Below are 12,096 nucleotides of genomic sequence, written 5' to 3' on the forward strand. Positions count from 1 at the left end.
GCTTCGTAGTCGAGAGGGAAACAGCCCAGATCACCAGCTAAGGCCCCTAAGCGTGTGCTAAGTGGAAAAGGATGTGGGGTCGCATAGACAACCAGGAGGTTGGCTTAGAAGCAGCCACCCTTTAAAGAGTGCGTAATAGCTCACTGGTCAAGTGGTTCCGCGCCGACAATGTAGCGGGGCTCAAGCACACCGCCGAAGCTGTGGCATTCACATTTTAATCTCGCGTGCCCTTGATGGTGCGTGCAGGTGTGTGGATGGGTAGGGGAGCGTCGTGCCGGGGGTGAAGCAGCGGGGTGACCCAGTTGTGGACGCGGCACGAGTGAGAATGCAGGCATGAGTAGCGAAAGAAGGGTGAGAAACCCTTCCGCCGGATGACCAAGGGTTCCAGGGCCAGGCTAATCCGCCCTGGGTGAGTCGGGACCTAAGGCGAGGCCGAGAGGCGTAGTCGATGGACAACGGGTTGATATTCCCGTACCCGCGAAAGAGCGTCCCTGATGAACTTCGTTGTGCTAACCATCCGATCTTGGTGAGGTCTTCGGACTGATCTGGGGGAGCGTGGGAACCTGGCGGGTAGTAGTCAAGCGATGGGGTGACGCAGGAAGGTAGCTGATCCCGGCCGGTGGTTGTGCCGGGGTAAGCGTGTAGGCCGTGTTGTAGGCAAATCCGCAACACATGTGGCTGAGACGTGATGCCGAGCCGATTCAGGTGAAGTCAGTGATCCTATGCTGCCGAGAAAAGCCTCTAGCGAGTTCTTAGCGGCCCGTACCCCAAACCGACACAGGTGGTCAGGTAGAGAATACCGAGGCGATCGGGCGAACTGTGGTTAAGGAACTCGGCAAATTGCCCCCGTAACTTAGGGAGAAGGGGGGCCGGAGACGTGAAGCCCCTTGCGGGTGGAGCGTTGTATGGCCGCAGAGAGCAGGGGGAAGCGACTGTTTACTAAAAACACAGGTCCATGCGAAGAAGTAATTCGATGTATATGGACTGACGCCTGCCCGGTGCTGGAACGTTAAGGGGACCTGTTAGCTCTTCGGGGCGAAGCGGAGAACTTAAGCGCCAGTAAACGGCGGTGGTAACTATAACCATCCTAAGGTAGCGAAATTCCTTGTCGGGTAAGTTCCGACCTGCACGAATGGCGTAACGACTTCCCCACTGTCTCAACCACAGGCCCGGCGAAATTGCATTACGAGTAAAGATGCTCGTTACGCGCGGCAGGACGGAAAGACCCCGGGACCTTTACTATAGCTTGACATTGGTATCCGAATTAGCTTGTGTAGGATAGGTGGGAGCCGGTGAAGTCCATACGCCAGTATGGGTGGAGGCAATCTTGAAATACCACTCTGGTTGATTTGGGTATCTAACTTCGGGCCGTTATCCGGTTCAGGGACAGTGTCTGGTGGGTAGTTTAACTGGGGCGGTTGCCTCCTAAAGGGTAACGGAGGCGCCCAAAGGTTCCCTCAGCCTGGTTGGCAATCAGGTGTTGAGTGCAAGTACACAAGGGAGCTTGACTGTGAGACTGACAGGTCGAGCAGGGACGAAAGTCGGGACTAGTGATCCGGCACTTGCGAGTGGAAGCGGTGTCGCTCAACGGATAAAAGGTACCCCGGGGATAACAGGCTGATCTTCCCCAAGAGTCCATATCGACGGGATGGTTTGGCACCTCGATGTCGGCTCGTCGCATCCTGGGGCTGTAGCAGGTCCCAAGGGTTGGGCTGTTCGCCCATTAAAGCGGTACGCGAGCTGGGTTTAGAACGTCGTGAGACAGTTCGGTCCCTATCCGCCGTGCGCGTAGGATACTTGAGAAGGGCTGTCCCTAGTACGAGAGGACCGGGACGGACGAACCTCTGGTGTGCCAGTTGTCCCGCCAGGGGCACGGCTGGTTGGCTACGTTCGGAAGGGATAACCGCTGAAAGCATCTAAGCGGGAAGCCTGCTTCAAGATGAGGTATCCCACCCCTCTTTGAGGGGGTAAGGCCCCCAGCTAGACGACTGGGTTGATAGGCCGGAGATGTAAGCTCGGTAACGGGTTGAGTTGACCGGTACTAATAGGCCGAGGACTTGATTACTAAGCTGCTACGCGTCCACTGTGCAACTCTCGGCAAATGAACAACAGACCAGTTGTTTTGGTGTTGTTTGATATGTCGATAGAGTTACGGCGGTCATGGCGGAGGGGAAACGCCCGGTTACATTCCGAACCCGGAAGCTAAGCCCTCCAGCGCCGATGGTACTGCACTCGGGAGGGTGTGGGAGAGTAGGACACCGCCGGACATTCTTTCGGTCAGGGCCACCCCTTCGGGGGTGGCCCTGACGCGTTTCCGGACCATTTCCGCGAAACGCCTCCCACCGGTGCCACGGGGCTCGGTAGCGTCGCTGTGGGACCCGCCGCCGCGGGGTTCCCCACGATCGTGGCCGGAAAAACCGTACGTGGCGTATGCCTCCAGCACTCTTGGGACGCGCGGGTCGGGGTACCTGCCCACAGTTCGACCGGATCTGACCGCCGACAGGCGGAGGCAGGAGTGGTCATGAAGATCGGAATCATCGGATCGGGGCACATCGGTGGCACCCTCACCCGGCGGCTGCGGGCCCTCGGTCACGACGTGACCGTGGCCAATTCGCGCGGGCCGGCATCCCTCACCGAGCTGACCCAGGAGACCGGCGCGACCGCGGGCACCGTGGAACAGGCTGTCGACCAGGCCGAGCTGGTGGTGCTCGCGATCCCGCTGCTGGCGGTGCCGGCGCTTCCGGCGGAACTCTTCGAGGGCAAGGTCGTCGTCGACGCCGACAACTACTACTCCCAGCGGGACGGGGACATCGCCGAACTGCTGGACCGCAGCCTCAGCTCCAGCCGCTGGACCGCCGAGCACCTCAAGGGCGCCCGGGTGGTCAAGACGTTCAACAACATCCTGGCACAGCACCTGCTGGAGAACGGGCGACCGGCCGGCTCGGCCGATCGGATCGCCCTCCCGGTGGCCGGCGACGACGCCGAGGCCAAGCGGATCGTGATGGAGCTGGTCGACGCCCTCGGCTTCGACCCGGTGGACGCCGGCACCCTCGACGAGAGCTGGCGGCAGCAGCCGGACACCCCCGTCTACGGCACGGACCGCGACGCGGACGGCGTACGCCAGGGGTTGGCCGGGGCGCGGCCCTGAGCGACCGCCGGGGCGGTGTTCCGCGTACCCGATGGAACTGCCCCACCGGCGTTGCCGGCGGGGCAGTTCCGTGCTCGGGCCCGACGGGCGCTCAGCCGCCGGCGGGACCGCAGACGTAGCGGGGCTCGGCCAGGTACCGCCAGGTGAACTTCTCCCGCTTGAGCACCTTGCCGTCCTTCTTGATGATCCGGAAGGCGTCCTGGGTGAAGCCGTCGATGCCGTTGCTGGAGATGCACGACGGGCCGGCTTCCAGGTGGATGGTCTTCGGGCTGGTGATGTCCCGGCGGGGCCCGTACTCGGTCTTGACGCTGTCGTAGATCTTCGTGCTCCAGATCGACACGGTCACCGAGCCGGCGGTGTACGAGGTGTCGATGAGGACGCCGTACGGGGTGTTGTTGCGGAACTTGAAGTCGAGGGTCGGCCAGAAGATCGTCGACTCGATGACCGCCGGGTACCGGCTGAACCAGTATGAGTGCGGCTTGTGCTCGACGTCCTCCAGCCCGGCGTAGTAGGTGGCGTTGAACAGCGTGGTGGTGAACTGGGAGACGCCGCCGCCCACGCCGGGGACGAGCTTGCCGTCGAGGATCACCGGGGCGTCCTGGTAGCCCTGGTCGTAGCCGCGCTCGCCGGTGTGGCCGTTGAGCGAGAACGTCTCGCCGGGCAGCACGACCGTGCCGTCGACCTCCTTCGCCACCTGCACGATGTTCTGACTTCGGGGCGAGGAGAGTCCGCCGGTGAACCGGGTGGTGAAGCGGGACACCCGCTCCTTGATGCCGAGGCCGGCCAACTTCGCCGTGGTCACCTCCGGCTGGGTCTCCTTGAGCTGGCCGGTGACCGTTCGGTCGTCGGCGCGGGGCAGCACGGCGAGCAGGTCGTGGCCGAGCGCGGTCGGGTCGAGCTGCTGGCCGGGCCGACCGTCGACCGGCGTCGGCCGGCCGCCGGTCACGGTCATCCGGGCGTCGCGGGGTTCCACCTCGATGGCGGCCAGCTTGTCGCCGAGGGCGGAGCGCAGCCGCTTCACGTCGATTCGGGGGGTGAGCTTCCCGCGGTCGTCGGCGGTGAAGCGCAGGCTCCGGGCGATGGCGGTGGGCGGGATGGTGACCGTGCCCTTGGGCGTGCGAAGCGTCACCGGGGCGGCGACGGCGGGGCGGGCCAGCTCGGTGACGAGCCGGCTGACCTCGTCGTCGGTCGTCGCCGGCAGGGTCTCCACCAGCGGGACGGCCACCGGCTGGCCGGAGAGCCAGCCGTCCCGGACGGCCTGGGCCGAGCGCTGCGGGTCGAGCGCGAGGCCGGGCTTCGGACGGACCGGCTTCGGGGTCGTGCCGGTGAAGATGATCGCCGGAACGGTCCACTCGCGGGTCTGGTCGCCGGCGGCCTTGCGCAGGGCGGCGTCGAGCCGGGCGGCGTCGACGGTCACCACCGGCGCGACGGTGCGGGACCCGACGAGGCGGCTCACCGGGTGGGCCTGCGCCCGGGCGGCGGCGTCGACGGTGGCCGCGACGTCCACCGTGAGGCCCACGTCGGCGGGCTTCAGCTCGACGGTTCGCTCGCCGATGGTCATCCGCAGCGGGGTGCTCAGCGTGCCGGCCCGGTCCAGCTCCGTGCGCAGGTCCCGGACCGCGTCGGTGCGGCTGCGCCCGCCGAGTTCGGTGCCGAGGACGCTCGTGCCGCGCGGGACGTCGCCGGCGTAGGCGTACGCGCCGACGCCGGCCACGGTGCCCAGGACCGCCGTGGTGACGCCTGCGGCGAGCAGGATCCGCAGCCGCCGGGACCGGGGGCCCGGGCCGCCGCCGGGGGCGGTTGCCGCAGTGGGCTCCGGCTCGTCGTGCGGCCAGCTCACCGCGGTCACCTTGACGGTCGGCCGGTCGTCGGCGGGCGGCAGTGTTTCGCCGTACACAGTCACAGCAACCTCGATCGGTACGTACCACTTGGGTGTCCCCACCCGGAGGACACCTACGGTAGCCAACGCCCGGGCGGTCCGGCAGTCTGCGCCCCGGCCACGTCCGCGCAGGGTGTCGACGCCCGACGCACCGGGTGTGCGCCGCGCGGACCGATCGGGGCCCGGGCGTGACCCGGTCGGCCGTACGGGGGATCGATGGATCATCCTCAGCGTCTTTTCAGGGCCCCGTTACCAAAAAGTTACCGACGGGTATCACAACTACCCCACGTGAGACATCGATCGATGGCTTGTGTGCTCTGCCCGTTTTGTCCGGCGGTCGGACCTGGCGGGCGCTGACCGTTGGTGACCAGTCGCGATCTTGGTGGCGCTGGATGGTTACCGGTCAGTAGCGCGGGTCTTGTGAGCCAGGTCGCTTCCGCGAGAGCATCCAATCCGCAGCCCGCGCCGTCCGCCGAGCACGGCGGCCCGCGGCAACACCACACCGCAGCTTTCCTGTCCCGAGCCGCCCCGGGCTCGGTGATCCCCGTCCTAGGAGGACCCGTGAAGGAATCGGAAGACCGTCTGTCGCAGGGCGGTACCCGTTGGCGGCGGTTCGCCGCGATGATGGTGCCGGCGACCGCCGTTGCCGGCGCCATCGTGTTCGGCATGGCCAACGGCGCGATCGCGGCGTCGTTCGCCGTCTCCGGCCAGACCTTCAAGGTCGGGGCCTCGAAGCTGGAGGGCGACGGCTTCAAGCAGTACGGCGGGTTCGTCAAGGAGAAGGACGGCACGGCCCACCCGGTGGCCGTCTCCGAGATCACCAGCGCCAAGCTCTACGACCTCTGCCAGTCGGTGAAGGTGCCCGACCTGCCGATCGTGCTCACCATCAACGCCGGTGGCGGCGGCAAGCCGGCCACCGCCGAGGGCCTGCTGATCGACATGGAATCCCTCGGCGGCGACGCGGAGTTCAAGAACATCAAGATCGGCCGGGACGCCACCGACCTGAACGCCAACGCCACCGCCAAGTCCTTCGGGCAGAGCGCCGACCACGTCACGATCACGGGTCTCGAGCAGGTGGCCCGCTCCACCAGCGCCGCGATCTTCACCCTGAACGGGCTGAAGCTCAAGATCAATATGGGCGCCGGTGCCAAGGAGTGCTTCTGAGCCACCCCCGAGGCCCGTGGAGGGCGTCCTCCACGGGCCTCGGCCCTGCCTCGTGACCAGTGAGCACCGCCAGGAGGAGTACGTGACGACGGCCAACCCGCAGCACGCCCAGCCGGGCAGGCTCAGTCAGGCGTGGCGCGGCTTCCGCCGCTGGCGACGGAGCCGGCCCTTCTGGGGTGGGCTGTTCACCGCGCTGGCCGGGGTGGAGATCTTCTCCACCACCCAGATGAGCCTCAGCGGCCTCACCTTCCAGATGGGGCCGACCGGCTTCCTGTCCTGGCTGATCCCGGTCATCCTGGTGGCCTGCGGGATGCTGATGTGGTTCACCCCCCAGCAGCGGATGTTCTACGCGATCGTCGGTGCCGTCACCGCCGTCTTCTCGCTCATCGGGGTCAACCTCGGCGGCTTCTTCATCGGCCTGCTGCTCGGCATGGTCGGCAGCGCCCTCGGCTTCGCCTGGGTGCCGTCCCGCCGGCCGGCCACCGAGCCGGCCCCCGCCCCGGCCGAGCCGGAGCCGGTCGCCCGGCCCGACGACGCGGGCGAGCGCGACGACGAGCCGGCGCTCGTCGACGAGCTGATGCCCCGGTCGGAGCCCGGCGAGGACGTCACCGGTCCGCTCACCGACACCCTGCCCCGGCCCCGCAACCCGCTGCGCGAGCCGTTGCCCGCCGACCAGGACCACGACAGCACCCGGGTGCTGCCGACGGTCGGGCCGGACGGCCGGCCGCAGGGCGGCCCGTACCGGGACCCGAAGCTGCTCGCGGTCACCCTGGTGCTGCTCAGTGTCTCGGCCGCAGGGGTCCTTGCACTGCGCGACCAGAGCCCCGTGCGGGCCGCCCCGGCCGTCCCCTGCCTCACCCCGTCGCATTCGAGCACGAGCCCGGCCGCGCCGAGGCCGTCGGCGTCCCGCCCGGCCGGCGAGAGCCCCAGTTCCAGCCCCACCCCGAGCCCTGGCCCGGGGAAGACGCCGGGCGGCAACCCGATCACCGACATCATCGACGGCATCGGCGACCTGCTCACCGGCGGCGACGACGGGCCGGCGACCGGCGGGACGGACGGGGCGACGGGGGGCCCCGGGGCGCCGGCGGGGGCCAGTCCCACAGCGACCGTCACCCCGACCCGCGGGCCGACCTCGTCGGCCAGGCCGACCCCGGACGCCTCGGCCGGCACCGGCAAGCCGGGTCCGGACGGCCCCGGTTGCGCCACCCCCGGGCCCACCGAGCCGGGCGAGGTCGAGGCCGGTAAGCCGCTGCCCCGGATCGCCGCCGAACCCGGTCAGCCCCGGGTCGCGGCGGAACCGTCGAAGCTCACCGGCTCCAAGGTCACCATGACCGGGCTGCGGTTCGAGGGGATCGTCGAGCTGGACACCGGCGCGGGCAAGCTCAGGACGCTGAAGTTCAGCATGGCCAAGTCCGTCACCGACGACTTCCTGCTCCAGGCCGACGGCCCGGGCGGGAAGACCATGCGGTACGTCACCGACCGGCTGACCGTCCAGGGCGACGTGGTCTTCTACGCCACCCGGTTCGTCGGGCGGCTGCTCGGCATCAAGATCACCCTCACCCCTGACCTGCCGTTCCCGGACGGCATCCCGGTCACCTCGCCGATTCCGATCACCTTCACCGACCCGGTCATCGACCTGGCGTACGTCGACAGCGACGTCCTGACCGGGGAGCCGGAACTCAAGCTGAGCCTGGCCTGACGCGGCCGTGCCGGCCGAGAAGCAGCGGCCGGTACGGCCGGTGAACATGCGACGGCCGGGAGCCCGGGGGTCCGCCCCGGGCTCCCGGCCGTCGCCGTCGCCTCAGATCCGGGCCAGCGCCCGGCGCAGCGGGTCGAGCCCCAGTGCCCCGAGGTCCAGCGCCTGCCGGTGGAACTCCCGGAGGTCGAAGTCGGCACCCTTGCGCGCCTTCGCGTCCTCCCGGGCCTGGAGCCAGATCCGCTCGCCCACCTTGTACGAGGGGGCCTGTCCCGGCCAGCCGAGGTAGCGGTTCAGCTCGAAGCGCAGGTTCTCGTCCGGCACCCGGCAGTGCGCCCGCATGAACTCCCAGCCCAGCTCCGGGGTCCACCGCTCGCCGGGGTGGAAGCCGAACGGGTTGTCCTTCGGGATCTCCAGCTCCAGGTGCATGCCGATGTCGACGATCACCCGGGCGGCCCGGAACGCCTGCCCGTCGAGCATGCCGAGCTTGTCGCCCGGGTCCTCCAGGTAGCCCAGCTCGTCCATCAGCCGCTCCGAGTAGAGCGCCCAGCCCTCGCCGTGCCCGGAGACCCAGCAGAGCAGCCGCTGCCAACGGTTGAGCAGGTCGGCCCGCACGGCGGTCTGCGCGACCTGAAGATGGTGGCCGGGGACGCCCTCGTGGTAGACGGTGGTCACCTCGCGCCAGGTGGAGAAGTCGGTCACGCCCTGCGGCACCGCCCACCACATCCGCCCGGGACGGGAGAAGTCCTCGCTCGGGCCGGTGTAGTAGATCGCCCCGTCGCTGGTCGGGGCGAGGCAGCACTCGATGCGGCGGACCTGCTCCGGGATGTCGAAGTGGGTGCCGTGCAGCTCGCCGATCGCCTTGTCGGCCAGGGCCTGCATCCAGTCCCGGAACGCCTCCTTGCCCTGGATCGTGCGGGCCGGGTCGGCGTCCAGCGCGGCGACCGCCTCGTCGATGCTCGCGCCGGATCCGGCGATCCGCGCGGACACCGTCCGCATCTCGGCCTCCAGCCGGGCCAGCTCGGCGAACCCCCAGGCGTACGTCTCGTCGAGGTCGACCTTCGCGCCGAGGAAGTACTGCGAGGCCAGCTCGTACCGCTCCCGCCCGGCGGCCTGCTTGTCCCGCCCGACCGGGGCCAGCTCGTCGCGGAGGAACTGGCCGAACTCGGCGGTTGCCGCGGTGGCCGCCGCGGCGCCCCGGCGCAGCTCGGCGTCGAGCGTGCCGTCCGCGCCGAGCCGTTCGACCAGGCCGTGGAAGAAGTTGTCGCCGTCCGGATCCGTCCAGACGTCGCACTGCTTGGCGACCTCGACGAGCTGCGTCCTCGAACTGACCCGGCCGCCGGCCGCCGCCTCGCGCAGCGTCGTCTTGTAGCCCTCCAGGGCGCCGGCGAACCGGTTGAGCCGGGCGGCGATGTCGGCCTGCGCGTCGGCGCCCCCGGTCGGCATCAGGTCGAACACCATGCGGAGGTCGTGCAGGCCGCTGGCGATGACGTTGACCTCGCTGGTCGTCTCGCCCGCCTCGTACCGGGCGAGGTCCAGGCCGAGGCGCTCCTGCATGGCCTCCTTGGCAGTCCGTTCCGACTCCGACTCGGGCTCGGTGACGTCGAGGTCGGCGAGGGTGCGCCGGGTCAGCTCGGCCCGGGCCGTGTAGCCCTCGGGCGACAGGTCGTCCAGCTTGTCGTCGTGTCCGGCGATGCCGACGTAGGTCGCGCCGATCGGGCTCAGTGGCGCCCAGTCGGCGACGTACCGGTCGGCGAGGTCATCGATTCGTCCCACGGCTGCGACCCTACGCGACCATGCCGCCTCGTTGTCGACCCGTTTGCCGTGTTCAGGGCAGCAGCTCGGCCGGGTCGAAGTCGCTCGGGAACGGCGCGCCGACCCGCAGCCGTGCCCGCCGACCGCCCCGGCGGCGGTGTCGTAGCCGTCGAACTCGCCGAGGGTGAACAGCTCGACCGCCGCCTGTGGATATGCGGTTGCTGTGGTGGGCGACACGATGGCCGAAAAGCGCGGGACTTCATCGTACGGCTCCGGCAGAGTGTCAGGGGTGAGAGCGGACATCACCCCTGACAGGTCGGCGCTGCGTAGCTGGCTGCCGGGCTTCCTCGCGCTGGCCGCGATCTGGGGCTCCAGCTTTCTGTTCATCAAGGTCGGCATCGGGGAACTGCATCCGCTGCACCTCACCCTCTACCGGGTCGCCGCCGGGGCGCTGACCCTGCTCGCCGTGCTCCCGCTGCTGCGCGACCGGCTGCCCCGGGAGCCCCGGGTGTGGGCCCATCTCTTCGTGGCCGCGGCCCTCGGCGTGGCCGTGCCGTTCACCCTCTTCGGGTACGGCGAGCAGCGGGTCGAGTCGATGCTCGCCGGGATCTGGAACGCCACCACGCCGCTGATCGTGCTGCCGATGGCGGTGCTGGTGTTCCGCACCGAGCGGCTGACGTCGCGCAGCGCGGTCGGGCTGGGGCTGGGCTTCGTCGGGGTGCTCGTGGTGCTCGGCGTCTGGGAGGGCGTCGGCGGGGCCCACTTCACCGGCCAGCTCATGTGCCTCGGCGCGGCGGCCTGCTACGGCGTCGCCATCCCGTACCAGAAGCGGTTCATCGCGGGCAGTTCCCACTCCGGGGTGTCGTTGTCGGCGGCCCAGCTCGTGCTGGCGACCGCCCAGCTCGCCGTGGTGGGGCCACTGGTGGCCGGGGCGCCGCCGGCGCCCACCGGCCTCTCGGTCGGGGTGCTCGCCAGCGTGCTCGCGCTGGGCGTGCTCGGCACCGGGCTGGCCTTCGTGATCAACCTGCGCAACATCCGGGTCGCCGGGGCGAGCACCGCCGCCACGGTGACCTACCTGGTCCCGGTCTTCGCGGTGCTGATCGGGGCGCTGGCGCTCGACGAGCGGCTGAACTGGCACCAGCCGGTCGGCGCGCTGGTCGTGTTGGTCGGCGTCGCGGTGACGCAAGGACTGCTCGGCCGGCGCAGGCCGGCGGCGGTAGCTCCCGGCCCGGCGGTGGCCGAGGAGGGGAGCACCCCGATCGAGGGGCCGGCCGCGTCGGCGGTCGACGGGAGCGTCCATCGCCTGCCGGCGACCGGGCCCGCCGCCCGCTGATCAGCGCCGGGCCCACTCCACCAGGCGGTCCGCCGGCCAGGTGTTGACCACCCGGTCGGCGGGGACGCCGCACAACGCCGCCCGCTCGCAGCCGAACCGCTGCCAGTCGAGCTGCCCCGGGGCGTGGGCGTCGGTGTTGATGGCGAACCGGCAGCCGGCCTCCAGGGCCCGGCGGATCAGCCGCTTCGGCGGGTCCTGCCGCTCGGGGCGGGAGTTGATCTCGACGGCGACGTCGTGCTCGGCGCAGGCGGCGAAGACGGCGTCCGCGTCGAAGTCGCTCTCGGGCCGGGTACGCGGCCGGTGCGCCCGGTCGCCCGGCCCCTTCACCCCGGCCGGGCGGGAGGAGACCATCCGGCCGGTGCAGTGGCCCAGGATGTCCAGGTGCGGGTTGGCGATCGCGGCCAGCATCCGCCGGGTCATCCTGCCCCGCTCGTCGCCCAGCGCGCTGTGCACCGAGCCGACCACGACGTCGAGGCGGGCCAGCAGCTCCTCGTCCTGGTCCAGCGAGCCGTCGGTGAGGATGTCCACCTCGATCCCGGTGAGGATGCGGAACCCCTCGGGCAGCGCCGCGTTGACCGCCGCCACGTGGTCGAGCTGCTTGCGCAGCCGGTCCGCGGTCAGCCCCCGGGCCACCTTCAGCCGGGGAGAGTGGTCGGTCAGCACGACGTACTCGTGGCCCAGCTCGACCGCCGCGAGCGCCATCTCCTCGATCGGCGAACCGCCGTCGGACCAGTCGGAGTGGGTGTGGCAGTCGCCGCGCAGCGCCGTACGCAGCGCGGTGGCCGCGGCGTCCAGGTCCGTGCCCTCGGTGGCGACCAGCCGGCGCAGGTAGACCGGTTCCTCGCCGGTCAGCGACTCGGCGACGCAGCGCGCGGTGACGTCGCCGACCCCGGCCAGGTCGGTGAGGCTGCCGGCGCGGGCCCGCTCGGTGACCTCCTGCGCCGGCAGTGCGGCCAGGGCCTTCGCCGCCGACCGGAACGCCCGGACCCGGTACGTCGCCTCGTTGGCCCGCTCCAGCAGGAAGGCGATCCGGCGAAGGTCGGCGACGGGGTCCCGGGCGGTCATGCCCTGCAACCTACGCGCCCGCGCCGCCGGTCGGGGGGCGACCGGCGGCGCGGGGG

7 protein-coding genes and 2 rRNA genes (1 of these 9 only partly in view) are annotated in these 12,096 nt (G+C 69.8%); 6 read left to right on the forward strand and 3 right to left on the reverse strand.

Going from position 1 to position 12,096, the window contains the following annotated elements; translation table 11 throughout:
- From OOK41_RS04245 to OOK41_RS04255, 3 genes are all read left to right on the forward strand, one after another.
- Positions 1-2,065 (forward strand): 23S ribosomal RNA (locus tag OOK41_RS04245); it begins 1,042 nt to the left of the window's first position.
- An 85-nt stretch (positions 2,066-2,150) separates the two neighbouring features.
- Positions 2,151-2,267: ribosomal RNA gene (gene rrf / locus OOK41_RS04250) — 5S ribosomal RNA — on the forward strand.
- A 254-nt stretch (positions 2,268-2,521) separates the two neighbouring features.
- The gene (locus OOK41_RS04255; RefSeq protein ID WP_117673147.1) at positions 2,522-3,148 is read left to right on the forward strand and encodes an NADPH-dependent F420 reductase; all 627 of its coding nucleotides are present in this window, start codon (positions 2,522-2,524) and stop codon (positions 3,146-3,148) included.
- A 91-nt stretch (positions 3,149-3,239) separates the two neighbouring features.
- Here OOK41_RS04255 and OOK41_RS04260 read toward each other — a convergent pair whose 3' ends face one another.
- The gene (locus OOK41_RS04260; RefSeq protein WP_266263035.1) at positions 3,240-5,051 is read right to left on the reverse strand and encodes a VanW family protein; all 1,812 of its coding nucleotides are present in this window, start codon (positions 5,049-5,051) and stop codon (positions 3,240-3,242) included.
- A gap of 597 nt (positions 5,052-5,648) precedes the next feature.
- Between OOK41_RS04260 and OOK41_RS04265 the strand changes: the two genes are divergently transcribed.
- Together OOK41_RS04265 and OOK41_RS04270 are read left to right on the forward strand one after the other, a co-directional pair.
- The gene (locus OOK41_RS04265; RefSeq protein ID WP_117673145.1) at positions 5,649-6,191 is read left to right on the forward strand and encodes a DUF6230 family protein; all 543 of its coding nucleotides are present in this window, start codon (positions 5,649-5,651) and stop codon (positions 6,189-6,191) included.
- 52 nt (positions 6,192-6,243) lie between these two features.
- Positions 6,244-7,890, forward strand: coding sequence for a DUF6114 domain-containing protein (locus tag OOK41_RS04270; RefSeq protein WP_266263036.1), 1,647 nt, complete (start codon positions 6,244-6,246; stop codon positions 7,888-7,890).
- 102 nt (positions 7,891-7,992) lie between these two features.
- Here the strand turns inward: OOK41_RS04270 and OOK41_RS04275 are convergent, their stop codons facing one another.
- Complete coding sequence (locus OOK41_RS04275) at positions 7,993-9,663, reverse strand: DUF885 domain-containing protein (RefSeq protein ID WP_266263037.1); 1,671 nt, start codon at positions 9,661-9,663, stop codon at positions 7,993-7,995.
- A 268-nt stretch (positions 9,664-9,931) separates the two neighbouring features.
- On the opposite strand from OOK41_RS04275, the gene OOK41_RS04280 reads away from it, so the two are divergent.
- Positions 9,932-10,975 (forward strand): DMT family transporter, encoded by a 1,044-nt coding sequence (locus OOK41_RS04280; RefSeq protein WP_266263038.1) that lies wholly within the window; start codon positions 9,932-9,934, stop codon positions 10,973-10,975.
- On the opposite strand, the gene OOK41_RS04285 is transcribed toward OOK41_RS04280, so the two are convergent.
- Positions 10,976-12,040, reverse strand: a complete 1,065-nt coding sequence (locus tag OOK41_RS04285; RefSeq protein ID WP_266263039.1) for a PHP domain-containing protein — start codon at positions 12,038-12,040, stop codon at positions 10,976-10,978. It abuts the gene before it with no gap.
- Positions 12,041-12,096: the final 56 nt, after the last annotated feature.

This window comes from Micromonospora sp. NBC_01655, from assembly GCF_026339755.1.
Classification (GTDB): Bacteria; Actinomycetota; Actinomycetes; order Mycobacteriales; family Micromonosporaceae; genus Micromonospora.

Bases quoted from the DNA above. Each gene is read 5' to 3' on its own strand.
- OOK41_RS04255 (WP_117673147.1), top strand. From the start codon at position 2,522: ATGAAGATCGGAATCATCGGATCGGGGCACATCGGTGGCACCCTCACC.
- OOK41_RS04265 (WP_117673145.1), top strand. From the start codon at position 5,649: ATGATGGTGCCGGCGACCGCCGTTGCCGGCGCCATCGTGTTCGGCATG.
- OOK41_RS04285 (WP_266263039.1), bottom strand. From the start codon at position 12,040: ATGACCGCCCGGGACCCCGTCGCCGACCTTCGCCGGATCGCCTTCCTG.